Here is a 17,505-nt window from a genome sequence, read left to right as displayed (position 1 = left end):
TATATAACTATCCCGCCCTCACGAGGGCACATACTCTACAGACAAGCCCACCTCGAACATCCGGTTCCAAGGCATATAGCAATCGGTGATCTTAACACACCCAGCAGAGCTGTCAATCCGCACAGCCAGCTCCTCACTCAGCCGTTCCTGTACACGGGCAGCCACACGGCCGCGCGGTCCATCCAGCTCATATTTGCCGAAGCCCATCTCCTGCACCGGACCCTCACTGAGCTCTCCCCGCACTACTGAACAATAGCATACATCTTCGGCATAGCGGAGCGCCAGGAAATCCAGATGCCCTTGTGTCCGCCCGCAGATGAGATAGATCATTGCCTGCGAGATTACCGTTCCAAGCGAGTTGGAGCTGGTATTCCAGGCGGCGTATCCGGCGAGATCGAACAGCATGTTCTTCTGCCGCAGCATTTTGACCAGCTTCTGGTCTCCGCCATTGGCATAGCCGACATCCGCAACAGCTACCGGCATCCCCTTGCTCCGCAGCAGGTAGTCCCCGTACTCTACAAGCTCCATCAGGTTCCGGTACACATCATAGCTGTGAAAAGCGTGCTTCTGCGACACCGCCTCCTCCATCGTCTCCCCCGGTGTGCTGATCAGCAGCACCAGATCCGCCTCGGCAGCGCTGGATGCGATCAGTCCGCCTGCGGCCAGGATCTGATATTTCAGCGTCTCGTAGAAGAAGCGGTCCTCGAACAGCGGAGTCACGAACGCCCCTTGTATAGAAGACAAGCGCGGATAGATCAGCGGCGTACGCCCTTCGGACTTGTTCATCATCCGGGCGAGCAGTGTGCAGCCTACTTCATCTGCGCCCGGATACATATAGACTTTAAGCTCCAGGTCAAGCGCCGTGATCCGTGCCCGCACCTTCTCCTGATCCTTGGCGGTATGCCCATACGGGGCCGAATCATCCTGCGGAACAATCATGAAGTCGATCACCCCTTCGCGGACCAGCTCCAGCGCCAGCTTATTCGCTTCAATATTAATCGCTCTGCGGCCGAGATAATCCTGCAGCACCTCTGCCGGGAGCACCAGATCAATGTCGGCCAGCTCACGGATCTCCTCATCCGTGGCAATGCCCAGCTCCAGCCGGTGGCCGATGAAGCCCTTGCGGAAGATCTCCCGGCCCCAGTCTGCATAATAATCCGGCTCTTCGTCTGACAGCGAGTATTGCGGACAGCGCATAATGAGCTGGAACGCATACAGCTTAAGCTGCGGATAACGTCGCCGGATCTCCCGCAGCCGTTCCAGCCGTGCAGCCAGCTCGTCAAGCTCCAGCTGATGCAGCCGTGAAGGAATAATGCCTCCGTAGAGCAGTGTATCCAGCGCGACCACCGCACCGTCCGCCCCTGCACAGCCCGCCTCGAACCAGGACCATAACGGTTCAACAGCTCCAGGGCGCTTCTTCAGCCCCATAATTTCACTGGGGGGCCGCTCCACGGCATATTCCGTCTCCTTGGCCAGCAGGTAAGGGAATTCATAATTGCAAGGCCGCTCATCCAGTGGAACAACGATCAGCTTCTTGTGCTTAATCATTTCCGGTCTCCTCCTTGATCTCCTCCGGCAGCTCGATCCCCAGAGCCTCAGCTGCATGTACGGCCGGGTCACTGCCCAGACGCACCCCATAGCTGCGGCAGGTCTCCAGGCGCTGGAGCACCTCCGCCTGTGCCTGCGGGTTCAACGGGTCCGTGAGCTGCCTGCGGACAGCCCGCCACAGCACGGCATCCGCGATGGCCCGGCGCAGCCATGGCCCTGCTTCTTCTATGAACTTGGCGTTCTCCAAGCCGCCAAGCCGCACGGCAGTCTGCTCCAGCCGGTTGAAATAGCCATCCAGCCACGCCAAGTCCCGGCGTGCAAGCGCATCGTCCAGCTCCGGGTATCCGCCGGAATACAGGCGGCTGTTCAGGTTCTGGAGGCAAAAGAACATCATGTCCTCTGCAAGCTCTCCGGCGAATTCACGCACGGACAGCTCCCAGGACAGCTCCGCCATGTAGCGCTCGCTGTTCCACATGTAGTGGGACATAGTGGTGAGCGTGATTTTGGAGCATTCCCACTGGTTCATGGGATTGGCCACAACGGCGGTATGCCCCAGCTGACCGAGCCGGGAGCTGCGACCGCGCACCGGATCGAGGAACAACCGGTCCTTATCACAGTCATTCACCGGAATATTGTCCCACAGCCACAGCTCATGACCATAATAGCCATGGTTATCCTCCGCATGCTTCCGGCCGATCTCCGGGGCGAAGACGAAATAACCGGTCCAGAATACTTTGACAGCAGGATGAAGCTGCTCCCGGATATCCCTCTTATACTCGGTGTCCCAGTATGACCAATACTCCGAGGGGCACATCGCCAGGGTGAAGTGCGGCAGACATCCGGCTAAGTAATCATAGACCCGGTTCGTCACATAGGCATGGGCGGTCCCGGAGCGCTCCAGGAACTGCTTGTTGTCACCTTGCAGCACATAATCAATGTCATCCATTAATAGCGCGAAATGCCGTACGCCAACCGCAATCATGGCCCCCAGCTTCTCCTCCAGCTTCGCGAAGTCGCCTTGGCTGCGGAATTCCAAATCATTGCCCGGACTTATACAATAGTAGAAATCCACCAGATGCTTGTCGCATTCCTGCTTCAGCTCATGAATCCCGGCGAAGATGTCGTCCGGGTACGGCTCGCGCCACAGCTCCCGGTGATAGGGATCATCCTTCGGCGCGTACATGAAGGCGTTCATCCGGTGCCCGCCCATATACCGGACGGCATCCATACGGTCGGCGAAGCTCCACGGCACTCCGTAGAAGCCCTCAATAATGCCCCGCACCGCAAAAGAAGGCTCATCCTCCACCGTGACCACCGGCAGGCGGCAGCAATCCTCCTCCACGGTAAGCAGCCGCTTCAGCGCATCCAGCCCGTACTTCAACCCCCGCCGGTTAGGTGCGGCAAGAACCAGCTTCGCGTCCTCTCCAATCGTAAGGCGGTATCCGTCCGCAGCCAGTGTGCCGTCATATTCGAGCATCAGCTCGGCATTGCCCTTATCGGCGGTGGCTACGCCCGGTCCGGCCGGCTTCAGAATCACTATGTCTCCGCCTTCTGTTAGCAGCCCCGCTACATCCTGATTCATGGAATACCGTGAGGCCAGCTCACAGCGCAGCTGCGAGCCGTCTATTACCAGCTCTTTGCCTTGCGTATAATAATCGCGGAACAGATACTGACAGTCCCGTAATGAAATTCCCATGAAGCTATGCCTCCTTAGTTAGCCTTTAATCGCACCGGCTATGCCTTCCATATAATATTTCTGTGTGAACAGGAACACGAGGATGATCGGCAGCACCGAGATCATGGTTCCGGCGGCAATCCAGCCGAAGTTATAGGAGAATTGTCCGTTGAGATACGTAAGTGCCGCCGCGAGCGGATACTTCTCCGGGTCGTCCAATACGACAATCGGCCACAGGAAGTTGTTCCAGAAGGCCATGACCTCAAGCAGGCCAATGACCGCAATCCCCGGCTTGACGAGCGGCATCACGAGCTGAATGAAGATCCGCAGCTCGGAGGCTCCGTCCATTTTGCCCGAATCGCGGATATCTGCCGGAATGCCCAGGAAGGTCTGCCGCATCAGGAAGATATTGAACACGGACACCGCAGCCGGAAGCACCACGCCGAAGAACGTATTGCCCAGCTGAAAAGCCTGAATCGTCAAATAATGCACAATCATGGCGGTAGCCGACGGAATAATCATGGTCGAGATCAGCAGGGTGAAGACCAGGTTCCGCCCTTTGAAGCGGAAGGCCGCCAGCGGATACGCCGTCAGACAGGACAGCAGAATGTTGAACACGACTCCAAGCAGAGTGATGATAACAGTATTCAGAATGTAACGCGGGAAATTCATGAAGTTCCACACCTGCACATAGTTATCGAACGCGATGAAGGTGGGCAGAATCGCCGGCGGGTTCGCAAACACGTTGCGCCCCGGCATCAGCGAGACACTGAGCAGCCACAGGAACGGCCCCATCATGAACAGGGCAAGCAGGATCAGCAGAAGGTAGGTTATGAAATAACGCAAGCTACGCGGCATCAATAGGAATTCACCCCGCCTTTCCGGTTCAGTCTGAATACGAGCACACTAAGCGCCCCTACCATCACACTGACGATCAGCCCAAGCGCCGAGGCATAGCCGAAATTGAATTGCTCCAGCCCTTTTTGAAAAATATAGACGCTTGAGGTCAACGTGGATGTCCCCGGCCCGCCCTTGGTCAGAATGTAGACCTCGTCGAACACGCGGATCGCGCCCATGACCGAGATCAGAGTGCAGAACAGAATATGCGGGCGCAGCAGCGGAAGCGTCACATGCACAATCAGCCGCAGCGGCCCTGCCCCGTCTACCCTTGCGGCCTCATACAGGTCTGCCGGAATGCCCTGAAGTCCTGCCAGATAGAGCATCATATAGTAGCCGAGACCCTTCCACATCGTAATGAACATCAGGACATACAGCGCCGTGCTGCTCGTGGACAGCCAGGAGACCTGCTCACTGATAATCCCTGCCTTCAGCAGCAGGTAATTGACAACTCCATTATTGCCGAGCAGCCAGCTCCAGATCAGCGCCACCGCCACCATTGAGGTTACGACCGGTATATAGTAGGCGGCCCGGAACATTTTGACCCCCGGAATCCGGCTGTTGACCAGAATGGCCATCAATATCGAAATAATCTGGATCACCGGCACAATCAGCACATACACCAGTGAATTCCACAGGGAAATCAGGAAATTATGATCCTGGAAGGCCCGGGTGAAGTTATCCAGACCCACGTAACTCGTCTCCGTAATGACAGAATAATCCGTCAAGGAGAGCGGTATCCCGTAAATAATCGGCCAAAAGGTAAACACTGCCAAGAACAGCAGCCCCGGCGTCATAAACGCCCATGCGGTAAAAGATTCGGACCGAAACCCCTTGTACACCCGCTCCACCTCCTTCTTCTTCAAATCACCCCGCAAAGTGCGTCTTTAGCTTCGGTGCTCACACAGGTACTCTGCAGGGCTTCAAAACATATAAACCGGGAGAGTTCTCCCTTCCTCTAGCAGTTCCGCAATCGTCGTTCAGGAACCCTGAGTGAGGATATTGTTCACTTCCTTCTCCACCTTGCTCAGCGTCTCCTTGATATCCGCGCCGTTCATCAGAATCTCCTGTAACCCCCGCGCCAGTGCAGAGTTGATATCTGCGGCGCTTGGTACGCCGACCATGTAATCGGTAGCTTTGTCAAGACTCTGCGAGGAAGCCACCTTGGCTTCGGCTTCCAGTGAGCCGTCAGAATCGGTGAAGAATGGATCTTCGATCGAAGCCCGGCTTGACGGCAGCGTGTTGGCGACCTTGGAGAAGGCTGTCTGGTTCTCGGCATTCGTAATGAAGGCGGCGAATTCCACTGCCTGCTGCGGGTTCTTCGACTTCTGCGGCACAACCAGATTCATCGAATTGGAGAGACGCAGGTTCGCCTTGCCTGTCGGCAGCGGGACCGCAATGGTATTCTTGTAGACATCCGGCGCAGAGGTCTTGATGAAGTTAATGAACGTTGGACCGGATAATTGGAAGGCCACCTGTTCGCCGGAGAAATACTGGATCTGCTTGCTGAAATCCGCGTCCTCCTTCAGCACTACGCCTTCCTTCATCAGGTCGCGCATCTGGGCGATCATCGCCTCAGCTTCAGGTGTGTTGAAGGCTGCCGCCGTCTTGTCCTCGTTCAGAATCGCAATACCGTCGATCGGGAACAGCTTGGAGACAAGCTGCTGGGCATATCCTGCAGCTCCGGTCTTCTCATGAACCTGGCGGGCCCATTCCACCAGCTCTTCACGGGTCTGCGGCGGGGTGGCAGGATCAAGCCCGGCCTTCTCCACCAGCTTTTTATTCATGAACAGTACTTCGGTGCCTGTATACCACGGAAGCGCGTAAGCCTTGCCATCGAACACTGTAGAATTATAAATGCCGTCAAAATAACTCTTCGCCTGCTCATCCGTCAGGTATTCGTTCAGATTGAGCAGCGCTCCCTTGCTGCCTAACTGGCTGGCGAACTCGGTGTTAAGATTCACGACATCTGGGCTCTTGCCGCTCGCTGTACTGGTTAACAGCCGTTGCGAAATGGCATCATAGGGATAGTCCTTCCACTCCACCGTCACCCCGGGGTGGCTGTCCTCATACTTGGTGATCAGACCATTGAAGTAATCATTGAACGTAGGCTGAAGCGCAATGGTCCAGAATTCAAGCTTCACCGGCTCCGCCGCAGCCGTAGCTTTGGCTCCCGTACCCGGTTCTCCGGTGCTTCCGGCATCCGGTGTACCCTTCGTATTGCCATTTCCTCCGCAAGCCGCAAGCAGCATAGACATGGTCAGCAGCAATGATACCGTGAAGCCCTTTCTGTTGGTTCCCACACAACATTCCCCCTCAGGTTTGGTGTAAGGCGAGCGCCCTGCCTGCGTCAGGATTCCTGACTTGTTGCTCCCTCTTTGCAATGAGTATATCAGAAATTTAAATTAAATGAAGTATTTTTCCAAAATTAATTTAAAAAAAGAAATAATTTTTCTTTTTGCATCAAGAATAATTTTTCAGGGCAGAAAAATTACAATTATTCTTCGGCAGGTTTGGAAGGATGAATCTGCTGAATAAGCAGTATCCCGTCATACTGTTCGCGCGGAATCATAACCTCGTCCAGGACGCCCCATGCTTTGGCCGTACGCGGTGTATACATCCATTCTGCCGCTGGGCTTAACACCGTATCTCTCAGGTTCATAAACTTCGCAGGACCACTGCCGTTGCCGCTGCCCAGAATATCCTCCAGGCTGCCCTTGTCATGCGGCTTGACCTGTTCCTCCTTGCCGTTGTTCTTGCTGGAGCTTCCTTCATAGGCATAGAGTCCGATCACATAACCGGCCTGCTTCAGAGACCAGGGGAGCATCTCCCCCATCGTCGGATAAGGGTTCTGGTCATAACCGAAGCCGTTATGCTCGGTAATCATCGTAGAGTTATGTTTGCGGATATGGTAGTTGTGGCCCCAGAGAATGATTTTCTCGTTCGGATATACGGTGTTGGCCAGCCAGGTGACATTCCCCGCCATCACACGGTCCCGTTCATAGCTGCCCTGCTTGACTTCCTGCTCCGGGTTGGTCCCGGCCAGCAACTTAACGATGTGCGGATGATAATTATCCAGCATATCGATCCGGTTCTGGAGGACACGCTCTATGGTCGGCACCAGCTTAGGCTGTTCGGGATAGATTCGATTTAGCTGAGCTTTGCGGTCTTTCACGAACTTTTGAAACACCTTGTATTTCCCCTTGATCTGCTCCTTCTGGGCATCGAACGCTGCAATGTCGTCAATCATATTCAGCTTCAGATACCAGCGTTCCGTCTGGGCAAAAGCCTTAGCCTTCTCCCTGTCCACTCCGGCAAACCATTGTTCTGCAAAGCTAATAAAATAGTCCGTCGTCGCCTGGGAGTCAAATCCGGTCAGAATCAGCGGATGATCCGTACGGCTCTGCTCTGCTATGTACTCGAACAGCGGCAGATTCTCCTCTACCTGCCATACGCCGTAGACAGAGTTCTCCATCAGTTCCTGAGGCTTAAGCTGATCTGCCTGCGCATACGCAGCCGCCGCAGCCGCCAGATTGGACTCAAACGCGATGACGTTATATCCCAGCTTCTCATGCAGGTACTTAATTAGCCGCACCTTCACCGCGTTATATTCGGCTGCTCCGTGCGAGGCTTCACCCAGGCTCACAAGCCGTTTATCCGCCAGCACCTGCTGAAGAAAGGCCAAGTCGGCGTAGGCGTCTCCTTCCTTCGTGTGAATCTGGTTAATGGTGTTCGCGCCGGAGCGGACACTCTCCTTCCAGACGGATTCTGCGGACAGCGTGAGTGGCGTGTCTGCTGCGGGTGCGCCTGACATATAAGCAGCTTGCCCGGCAGGTATTGCCCCGAAACTGCATACGATTGCGGATAATAGAACTTTGCGGATCAATGAATTCATAATGTAACCCCTCTCCATGTGTATGAAGATGAGCTTATCATCTGAAGGTTAAAACGAGCCTGCGGCCAAGTTTAAAATTTAGTTAAGAGGTGTGTCTTTATCGTCAGGAGGTGGCGGGCCGAATGTAGAAGAAAAACCGAACACATTGGGCAGACGCAGGGCGTTTGGACCAAATGTAGTCGGAAAACCGAACACAATAGGCGTGGCGGAGGCGCGTGGGCCGAATGTGGGCGGAAAACCGAACACATTTGGCGGGCGTGAGGGTGTGCGGGCGAGATGCGCTGGCTTATATAGCGAAACGTTCACCAAGTGCAGATGCCGTGCTTTCTCCGAACAAAAAAGCTGCCTCAATCAGCCACTTTATGGCCTTTGAGACAGCTTTGTGGACAAGCCCTTTCGCTATACGCGCTCTTATTGCTGAATCGCTTTGAACGACTCCGTCTGCTTGGTAATCCCCTGCTCCGCCGCAAACCGCTCAATGCTCGATGCGCCGAAGAAGCCGTGGATGCCCTTCGTCCGCTGGATGACATATGCCGCGTCCTCCGGCTCGGCAATCGGGCCGCCGTGGCAAATAATCATAATGTCCGGGTTCACCGCCCGTCCGGCTTCGATAATCGCTTCGATGCGCTCTACACAATCATCCAGGGTCAGCGCGGTTACCGCGCCTATGGTCCCTTTGGTCGTGAGGCCCATATGGGCGACCAGAATGTCGGCCCCTGCCTCCGCCATCGCCCGTGCCTGTTCGGGGTCGAACACATACGGGGTAGTGAGCATATCCAGCTCATGGGCGATACGGATCATTTCCACCTCCAGGCCGTAGCCCATCCCGGTCTCCTCCAGATTTTGCCGGAATACGCCATCAATCAAGCCGACCGTAGGGAAATTCTGCACGCCGCTGAACCCCTGCTCCTTCAATTGCTTGAGGAATACCTCCATCACCCGGAACGGGTCGGTGCCGCATACCCCTGCCAGAACGGGCGTATCCTTGACAACCGGTAACACCTCAGAACCCATCTCCACCACAATCTGATTGGCGTCTCCATAAGACAGCAAGCCTGCCAGTGAACCGCGTCCCGCCATTCTGTACCGGCCGGAATTGTATACAATCAGCATATCTGCTCCGCCTGCCTCACTGCTCTTGGCCGTAATCCCAGTGCCTGCCCCGACACCAAGAAGAATCTTGCCCGCCTTCACCTCTTGCTTGAATCTTTCCATAATCTCCGCTCTGGTCTGCTTATTCATCCGTAGCTCCTCCTTATTGTGTGGTTCAGGCATTTGCGGCCTGCATCAGGTCGATCAGCTTCCGGGCTGCCGCCTCTGCAAAAGCCGGATCATTAATCTCAAGCTCCAATTCGATCAGTTCAACCCGTGAGCGGTCCACCTGCCGGCGCAGGGTATCGAACAGCATCCGGTCCTCCTCGGGACCATAGAAGGGCTGTCCCTCCACATCAATGGCTGAAATGCCGCGAAGCGGCAGCATAAGCACCGTGTTCTCCGTTGCCATATTGAGCTTCTCCGCCAGCTTCCTGCCGAGCTGTTCATTCTCGGCAACGGTCGTCCGCATCAGTGTAACCGTCGGATTATGGTGGTAGAGCCTGCGATCCTTGAACTTCTCCGGCACACTATCCGCCGGACCGAAGTTGCACATATCCAGCGCGCCCACCGAGACTACCTGCGGAATACGGTTGCGGCCAGCGGCCTCCAGGCGGTGCGGTCCTGCATTCAGGACGCCGCCGATCAGCTCATCCGCCCATTCGGTCGTGGTTAAGTCCAGCACCCCTTCAATGAAGCCCGCTTCAATCAGCGCCTCCATCGATTGTCCGCCGATTCCGGTTGCATGGAATACCAGCACCTCGTAGCCGCGCTCCTCCAGGTACTTGCGTGCCTCGGTCACACAGGGCGTGGTCACTCCGAACATGGTGGCTGCTACCAGCGGCTTTTTCTCCGGTTCATAGTCTGCTTCGAACAGGAGCATGCCCGCGATGGCAAACATCGCATTGCTGAATATTCTCGTTGAGATCGAATTGAGGCCTGAGACATCCACCACTGACGGAATCATCATAATATCGCTGGTGCCGACATAGGGGGCAGTATTTCCGGATGCAACCGTCGATACCAGCACCTTCGGTACGCCGATCGGCAAGGCTCTCATGGCAGGTGCGACCAGTGAGGTTCCGCCGGTTCCCCCGAAGGAAATAATGCCGTCGAATCTGCCCTCCCGGTATAACCGGGGAACGAGCTGCTCCAGTCCCTTGGACAACACCTCTGTAGCTAAAGCGCGGTCCTTCTTCGCGGCAAGCTCATCCAGCTCCATCCCGGCGGCGGAAGCGACCTCCCGGTTCGATACCTCGGGAACAAAAGCCGGCTCGAATACGCCCGTATGGATCATCAGGGCTCTGAGGCCAAGCTCCTCTGCAAGCTTCTTGATGTACAGGTACTCCTCACCCTTCGTATCAAACGTTCCAGCTATGGCGATAGTCTTCATTCTGCTGCCTCCTTGTATACGAATCATAGATTCATCATACCGGGCAATCTTGCTGATGAAAACGCTTTTATGTTCTATGTTTTTGTGTTTAGGTTAGATTGGTACTGTTTGGGCGGGCAGCCCATCAGCTTTTTGAACATTCTGCTGAACTGGGCATAATCCGGGTACCCGACCATCGCGGATACCTCGGATAACGGCAGGTGCGGAGCCTGGAGCAGGATGGCAGCCTTTTGGATACGGAAGCCGACCAGATAGCTCTGGAAGCTGCAGCCTACTTCTTTTTTAAATAAGCTGCTCAAATAACTGCGCGACACATGCGCCACCTTGGCCAGATCCGCGAACACCACTTCCTCGCTGTAGTTCTGGGCGACATACTCTTTGACGAATTCTACGTAATCATAATGCCGGGTGATGCCGCTGAGCATTTTGACCATAAGATCATCCTCATCCAGCTTGCCCAGGCGCTTGAAATCACGGGTAATGGCCGTGAGCGACTGCTCGGAGGGAATGCGTTCGAAGGCCGAGCCGCCGATGTAGCCCATAATCTCCGTGTTGCCGCTGTACATGTACTGGACATCGACAGGAGTCTTGACCGGACCGCCGTAGATCATCTGGATCACCTCCGGCTTAACCTGCCCGCAGGCGGCGAAGATGCGCAGTGCCTTTGCTTTGGCAGCTTCCAGGGAGACGACCTTCCTCGCCCCCAGCAATCCGCCTACAGTCAAGCCGAGATGCACACAGATCACATCCGCCCCCGCTTCCGCCATCCGGACCGCTTGGGATTCATCGAAGACGAAGGCCACCGTGAATAGCTCCTTCTGATGCGCCAGACGGATCGCCTCAACCTCCTTGTCATAGCTGATGCCGTCTTCCTCCAGCGCCTCTCTGAACATCCCGTCAATCAGTCCTACGGTCGGATAATTATTGATACCTGCGAAGCCGCTGGCCTTGATCACTTCTATGTACTCAGCCATATCTCTGGTAGGGTCATTCGCGTCCAGCCCGAAGAGCACGGGTGTATGCCTCACCAGCGGCACGATCTCTCTGGAGGCAAAATCCATCACCAGCTCATTGCTGTTGCAGAACGGCAAGAAGCCCGCTAATGAGCTTCTCCCCATCTGCCGGAACTTGCCGGAGTTGAGCAGCAGGATGAAGTCCGCTCCGCTCTCAGCGGCTACTTTGGCGGTGATCCCCGTGCCTGTCGAGACGCCGATAATGTGGTTGCCTTCGCGCAGCTGTGCCTGGAGACGTTCCAGAATGGCAGTCCGGTTCAACATGAATCCCTTCTCTCTGAACATGTTCTCTTCCCGTCCATCTTACCATGGTCACTGGCTGGACAGAATCAGCAGAATATACAGCAGCAGGATTCCCCCGGCAACACCATCCATACGCGAATAACGCAGCACTCTGAAGGAGGTCCGCCCTTGTCCGTTCCCGTAAGCCCTGGCCTCAAGGGTCATAGCAAGCTGCTCCGCCCGCCCGATCGTGGTCGCAAGGAGCGGAATGACTAACCGCAGACAGGCCTGAATCCGCTGACGGCCCCGGAGCGCCCCGATTTCGTACCCCCGTGCCTTCTGGGCCAGCAGAATGCGGTCCAGCTCCAGGCTGATGGTCGGAATGAAGCGGATTGCCAGCATAACCATCAGCGCGAAGGCTTCCACCGGAACCCCCAGGCGGGAGAGCGGCTTGCAGAGCAGCTCCAGGCCTTTGGCCAGATCCAGCGGCTTCGTGGTCAGTGTCAGGAGCAGGGCGAACGAGACCAGCAGCAGAATCCGCCACAGGGTGAAGATTTCCGTCATGATTCCGTCCTGGTTCCGGTTGAACACAAGATGATAGACCAGTGGCAGCAGCAGGAAGAGGAGTACCGGCCGTAAGCCTCTAAGGTACAGGCGAAGCGGGATGCGGGATAATAATATGGCAGCGCCTGCGAACGCAGTCGCTGCCATATACATGTGGGGTACTCTAAGCTGCATACAGAAGAGGGTGAAGACCACAACGCTTAGCAGCTTGGTCCGCGGATCAAGCCGGTGAATGACCGAGCTTGTGTGGATATACTGACCCCAACCGGTGGTGGTGGTCATGTCTCCCTGCCTCTGCTGAACCAGACGGATCTGGCCAGCTCCATCACATCGGCTTCCCGGCAGCTTGCAGGCTGGAGCCTCCGCCCGGATAACCGCTCCAGGAGTCTTAAGAGCTGTACCTGCTCGGGCAGAGGCAGCCCTGCCTGCTCCATCAGTTCAACCCGCTTCAGGAATAATTCATGAACCCCCATATGTCCCAGGATGCACCCTTCATTTATAAGAATCACCTCATCCGAATATTCGGCTACATCCTCCATTTGATGCGAGATAAAAAGCACCGTCCGCTGCTTCTCCTGCTGCCACCTTCGGAGCCGGGAGAGCAGCTCCCTTCTGCGTCCGGGATCAAGCCCTGCCGCCGGCTCATCCAGAATCAGCAGCTCTGGGTCCGCAATCAGCACAGAAGCGATAGCCACCAGCCGCTTAAGCCCTCCGCTGAGCTGGAACGGGTTCTGCTGAAGCAGCGCTGCGGGTATCCCCGTCTGTTCCATGACGGTATGAATCGCTTGCTCTGTGCTTGCCTGCGACACCCCCTGCATGGTGAGCGCAAAAGCCAGCTCCTGTTCGACCGTCGCCGCAAAGAGCTGCTGTTCAGGATACTGAAAGACATAGCCGATCTGCGGAACCGCCTTCAGCCGGCCCTGGCGGTCTTTGGGCAGGGTCCGGCCGTTCCGTGTATATTCCCCTCTATAGAAAGGAACCAGTCCTTTGACCGCCTTGGCGAAGGTAGACTTCCCGGCCCCGGTCCGGCCGATCAGCGAGATCCACTTGTCTTCCGGCAGATTACAGCTTACAGCGTGCAGAATATCCCCGCCATCCAGCCTTACACTTACATCCGTTAACGCATAGCCCATAATTGTTCGATCGTCTCCTTCCAGTCCGCTTGCACGGGTACTTCCAGGTCTAAGGCTTGAAATAATCTGGCGGCAAAAGGAAGCTCCAACGGCTGCCCGGCGATAGTGTCCTTGCTGAACAAGCGGGCAGGCGGCCCGTCATAGGCTAACTCCCCGTGGCTTAGCAGCAGAACGCGGTCAGCGGCAAGAACCTCATCCATATGATGGGTGATGTGAATGATCGTCTGGCCTTGCCGGTGCAGGCGGCGCAGGAGCTGGAGAAGCTCCTGTCTGCCCTGCGGATCGAGCATGGAGGTCGCTTCATCTAGGATCAGAATGTCCGGCTGCATGGCTATTACCGCAGCGATGGCAGCCCGCTGCTTCTGTCCGCCGGACAATTGATGCGGCGCGGCGTCCTCGTAAGCCTCCATCTGCACGGCCCTAAGTGCCGCGCTGGCCCGGCGGCTCATCTCAGGCCTTGGCACCCGCAGATTCTCCAGCCCGAAGACCACTTCATCCAGAACCGATGCTGTGATGAACTGGTCGTCCGGGTTCTGGAAGACGAGCCCTGCCCGCTCGCGGATCTTCAAGAGATCTTCCCGGTTCAGGGTATTGAGTGTCCCCAGTCTCACCTCTCCCTTCCTGGGCTGAAGCAGCCCGTTCATCAGCTTGGCGGCTGTCGATTTCCCGCTGCCGTTTGCCCCGATGACGGCAACGAATTCTCCGGGATGAATTCCGAAGCTAAGCTGCCGGAGTACGGGCTTCTCCTGCCGGTAATCATAATCTACCCGGTCAAAAACCAGCATTGGCACGGCTCCTTCCTGTTCTGACTTCCGGGACGCCGGATTTATCTATAGGCTATGCCCTCTACAAGCACTGCCAGCCCCATCCCTCCGCCGATGCCCAGGGTTGCCAGCCCTCTGCGGTAGGGGTTATACAGCATCTCCGCATAGAGACGCGTCATCAGAATGGCCCCCGAAGCTCCAAAGGGATGACCCAGCGCAAGTGCGCCGCCGCCAAGGTTGACCTTATCCGGCGGGAGCTGAAGCTCCTGCAGCGAAGCCAATACCTGTGAAGCGAAGGCTTCATTGAACTCAACAATATCGACCTCATGGATGGGGAGGTGCTGGCGCTGAAGCAATTTTCGGACCGCCGGGACCGGCCCCATGCCCGGTAGCTGCGGATCTACACCGGCAGCCTGCGCGTCCACGAACCGGAGAACCGGGGTCAGGTTCAGCCGTTCGCATACCCCGCGTGACATCATAAGCACGAGTGCAGCACCATCGTTGAGGGGACAGGCATTGCCGGCGGTAACCGTCCCTCCTTCCACAAATACAGGCGGCAGCCTGCTCAGCTTCGTAAGGCTTGTATCCGGCCTCGGACATTCGTCATCCGTGATCACGGAGCCATCCATCCTGACAGGCACAATCTCCGCAGCGAATCTGCCTGTACGTCTGGCCTGGACAGCCTTGCGATGGCTCTCCAGCGCATAGCGGTCCTGCGCCTGGCGGGAGATTCCGTATTTCTGAGCCGTATACTCGGCAGCCCGCCCCATATCAGGGTCACCGAACGCCGCAGGCGTGAACGCTGCACGGGTATACAGCGTTGGCATTCCGCTTGGCGTGTCCGGCCTGAGCATCCGCCAGGGGGCCCGGCTGGTGCTCTCCACCCCGCCGGCGAGGAAGATCTCGCCTGCGCCGCTCTGGATCAGGCGCGCGGCCATAATAATGGCTTCGAGCCCTGAACCGCATTGCCTGTCCACGGTCACACCGGGAACCGTCTCAGGGAGTCCAGCTTCCAGCACCGCCTTGCGTGCGATATTCCCTCCGGGTCCGACTACATTGCCAATGATGACATCGTCAATCCATTCGGGAGGCAGACGGGCCTCATGGACCAGCTGCTGAATCAGCGGAGCCAGGAGCTGCTCAGGCTCCAGTGTACTGAACTGACCGCCGATTCTGCCGATCGGAGTACGCTTGGCCAGGACCAGAACGGCCTCCTTCATGTCAGCCCCTCCTCCGCCCGGCTCTTCATGAGCTGGCGCGCGATTTTGCCGGAAGCGGTGTAGAGAAATTCCTCAACGCTGATGATCTTCTTAGGCAGCTTGTAGCTTGCCAGATAAGGGCGGCAGTAGCTGCGGAGCTCCCCCAGCTTAGGCCGCTGCGGGCCGTTCCAGGCAATCAGCGCGATGACCCGCTCCCCCCAGCCTTCATCCGCGATGCCGCATACCATCACTTCCCGGATCGCCGGGTGACGCAGCAGCACGGCCTCCACTTCCTCGGGGAACACCTTCAGCCCTCCACTCTTAATCATGCTGCCTGCGCGTCCGGCCAGGCGCAGCCGCTGCACCTGATCCAGATAGACATAATCCCCGGTCCGCAGCCAGCCGTCCTTGAAGACCTGTGCCGTCTCTTCAGGCAGGCAGTAATATCCGGCGAACATCATATCGCTGCGGATATACAGCTCGCCAACCGTTCCCGGAGGAACCTCCACGGACTGCCCGTCACGGATGGATAAATGTACCCCGGGAAACGGCTGGCCGAGAGCATCCGGAGGCTCTGCTCCCGTAATCTCCAGATAGCTGATATAACTGGCCTCGGAGGAACCGTAATATTCGTAGAGCTTCGCCCCCGTGAACCTCCCGCGGCAGCGCTGTACGGAAGACACAGGCCACTTGCCGCCGGAGCTGATGATCGCCTGCACGGATACATTGGCGTCCGCTGCATCGGCATGGCGCACTAAGGCTTCGGCCATGGCGGGCACTACGAACAGAATCATTCCCGGCTGACGGGAGCAGAGCGACAATATGCGTGCGGCATCGAATGCCGGAAGCAGATGAAAGGTAGCCCGGTTGTACAGCGATTGCAGCAAAGCGAACAGTGACAGGGAGTGCACGAAGGGGCCGGGGGCAAGCACATGCTGCATCTGCTGCAAGCCGAAGGCCTGTTCCGTGGCCGTGAAGCTCCTGACCCAGGAGGAATGGGTTCGCCTATAGCCTTTGGGTACGCCTGTCGTCCCTGATGTATACCCGATGAACAGCAGTTGCGGATTCTCCTCTGCGGCAGCCTCCGGCTCGAAGCCAGCCAGCCAGGCTCTGTAGTTACCGGTTGACGGACCGCAGCCGAAGTTAAGCCGGGCAATCCCGCTGAAGGCGTGTGTCAGCTTCGCTTCATAACGTGCTTCATAAGTGATCAGCCCGGGTTCAACTTGCCGGATCACCTGCTCCAGCACCGCCTGCGGCCACATCGGGTCCAGCAGCACCGGTACGCACCCGGCGTAGATAGCGCCAAGCAGAAACTCGGCGAATTCCAGCCGGTTGCCGCTTAAGATAGCAACGGGTTGCTTCGTATGCCCTCCCTGGCGCAAGCCGCCCGCCACCTGCCGGACACGATTCGCCAGCTCTGCGTATGTAAGCCCTTCCTGACCATCCGATATCGCGATGCGGTGCGGAACCTGCTGCCCGCGCTCCAGAATCAGTTCTGCCAGATTCATGGCTGCTTATGCCCTCCTCTTGTCTTCAATTGGGCTGAGTGTTCTAAGCTGCATCGTGATTAAGGCTGCCAGCAGAGCCTTGATCAGATCGCCGGGAAGGAACGCGAGTGAACCGGCCAGCCCGGTCCAGAGCGGGGTATTCGTGATCCAGGCCATGCTGGACGCGCCAATCAGATTGACCAGCACGACGCCAAAAATAATGTTGGCTGCGAGCAGCTTCCAGGCCTGTACCTTCGGCCAGACGGCTTCAGCGCACCAGCCGATCAGTCCAGCCGCCAGCGGCCAACTGAACAGATATCCGGCAGTCGGCCCGGCGAGGACCGCCAACCCGCCGCGTCCGCCGGGCAGCACCGGCAAGCCAACCGCAACGAGGATCAGGAAGATGACGAGGCTAAGCGCCCCCATCCGCCGCCCCAGAAAACAGCCGGCAAGCATGACACCAAGCGTCTGGGCGGTGATCGGAACGGGAATGAAGCCAAGAGAAATCGGTGGAATCAGGGCAAGCACAGCAATAAGTGCGGCGAATAGGGCCGCGTAGACAAGCTCTTTGGTTCTCAAGTTAATTAACCTCCATGGAATAAAATATAGTGCGCGGGCCGGAC

Annotated in this window: 15 protein-coding genes; all 15 read right to left on the bottom strand. The window is 57.0% G+C overall.

Annotation, left to right across the window (positions count from 1 at the left end; genetic code table 11):
• Positions 1-18: 18 nt before the first annotated feature.
• Positions 19-1,548, bottom strand: coding sequence for a DUF4127 family protein (locus tag MHH28_RS05990; RefSeq protein ID WP_405113008.1), 1,530 nt, complete (start codon positions 1,546-1,548; stop codon positions 19-21).
• Positions 1,541-3,244: a beta-N-acetylhexosaminidase family protein gene (locus tag MHH28_RS05985; RefSeq protein WP_405113006.1), complete on the bottom strand. Its 1,704-nt coding sequence runs from the start codon at positions 3,242-3,244 to the stop codon at positions 1,541-1,543. The genes MHH28_RS05990 and MHH28_RS05985 overlap by 8 nt, the downstream gene beginning before the upstream one ends.
• Positions 3,245-3,262: 18 nt before the next feature.
• The gene (locus tag MHH28_RS05980) at positions 3,263-4,081 is read right to left on the bottom strand and encodes a carbohydrate ABC transporter permease (protein ID WP_405113004.1); all 819 of its coding nucleotides are present in this window, start codon (positions 4,079-4,081) and stop codon (positions 3,263-3,265) included.
• On the bottom strand, positions 4,081-4,962 hold the full coding sequence (locus tag MHH28_RS05975) for a carbohydrate ABC transporter permease (RefSeq protein ID WP_405113002.1): 882 nt from the start codon (positions 4,960-4,962) through the stop codon (positions 4,081-4,083). Before MHH28_RS05975 ends, MHH28_RS05980 begins: the two co-directional genes overlap by 1 nt.
• Before the next feature lie 138 nt (positions 4,963-5,100).
• Complete coding sequence (locus MHH28_RS05970; RefSeq protein WP_405113000.1) at positions 5,101-6,423, bottom strand: ABC transporter substrate-binding protein; 1,323 nt, start codon at positions 6,421-6,423, stop codon at positions 5,101-5,103.
• A gap of 194 nt (positions 6,424-6,617) precedes the next feature.
• Positions 6,618-8,015, bottom strand: coding sequence for an erythromycin esterase family protein (locus tag MHH28_RS05965; protein WP_405112998.1), 1,398 nt, complete (start codon positions 8,013-8,015; stop codon positions 6,618-6,620).
• A gap of 411 nt (positions 8,016-8,426) precedes the next feature.
• Positions 8,427-9,257, bottom strand: a complete 831-nt coding sequence (locus MHH28_RS05960) for a phosphoenolpyruvate hydrolase family protein (protein WP_405112996.1) — start codon at positions 9,255-9,257, stop codon at positions 8,427-8,429.
• Between the two features lie 25 nt (positions 9,258-9,282).
• A complete protein-coding gene (locus MHH28_RS05955) occupies positions 9,283-10,500 on the bottom strand; it encodes a Tm-1-like ATP-binding domain-containing protein (protein ID WP_405112994.1) in 1,218 nt (405 codons plus the stop codon).
• 74 nt (positions 10,501-10,574) lie between these two features.
• Positions 10,575-11,777, bottom strand: a complete 1,203-nt coding sequence (locus MHH28_RS05950; RefSeq protein WP_405112992.1) for a phosphoenolpyruvate hydrolase family protein — start codon at positions 11,775-11,777, stop codon at positions 10,575-10,577.
• A gap of 48 nt (positions 11,778-11,825) precedes the next feature.
• Positions 11,826-12,581 (bottom strand): energy-coupling factor transporter transmembrane component T family protein, encoded by a 756-nt coding sequence (locus MHH28_RS05945; protein ID WP_405112990.1) that lies wholly within the window; start codon positions 12,579-12,581, stop codon positions 11,826-11,828.
• Positions 12,578-13,432, bottom strand: coding sequence for an ATP-binding cassette domain-containing protein (locus tag MHH28_RS05940; protein ID WP_405112988.1), 855 nt, complete (start codon positions 13,430-13,432; stop codon positions 12,578-12,580). Before MHH28_RS05940 ends, MHH28_RS05945 begins: the two co-directional genes overlap by 4 nt.
• On the bottom strand, positions 13,417-14,217 hold the full coding sequence (locus MHH28_RS05935; RefSeq protein WP_405112986.1) for an energy-coupling factor transporter ATPase: 801 nt from the start codon (positions 14,215-14,217) through the stop codon (positions 13,417-13,419). The genes MHH28_RS05940 and MHH28_RS05935 overlap by 16 nt, the downstream gene beginning before the upstream one ends.
• A 41-nt stretch (positions 14,218-14,258) precedes the next feature.
• Positions 14,259-15,416: a thiolase family protein gene (locus MHH28_RS05930; protein ID WP_405112984.1), complete on the bottom strand. Its 1,158-nt coding sequence runs from the start codon at positions 15,414-15,416 to the stop codon at positions 14,259-14,261.
• Entirely contained in the window at positions 15,413-16,903 is a 1,491-nt protein-coding gene (locus MHH28_RS05925) for a class I adenylate-forming enzyme family protein (protein ID WP_405112982.1), read from the bottom strand. Before MHH28_RS05925 ends, MHH28_RS05930 begins: the two co-directional genes overlap by 4 nt.
• A gap of 6 nt (positions 16,904-16,909) precedes the next feature.
• Positions 16,910-17,461, bottom strand: a complete 552-nt coding sequence (locus tag MHH28_RS05920) for a biotin transporter BioY (RefSeq protein ID WP_405112980.1) — start codon at positions 17,459-17,461, stop codon at positions 16,910-16,912.
• Between the last annotated feature and the right edge of the window lie 44 nt (positions 17,462-17,505).

The organism is Paenibacillus sp. FSL K6-1217 (assembly GCF_045040735.1).
GTDB lineage: Bacteria > Bacillota > Bacilli > Paenibacillales > Paenibacillaceae > Paenibacillus_AQ.
Note: the sequence above shows the minus strand (reverse complement) of the source record. Positions and strands in the feature narration are given on the sequence as shown.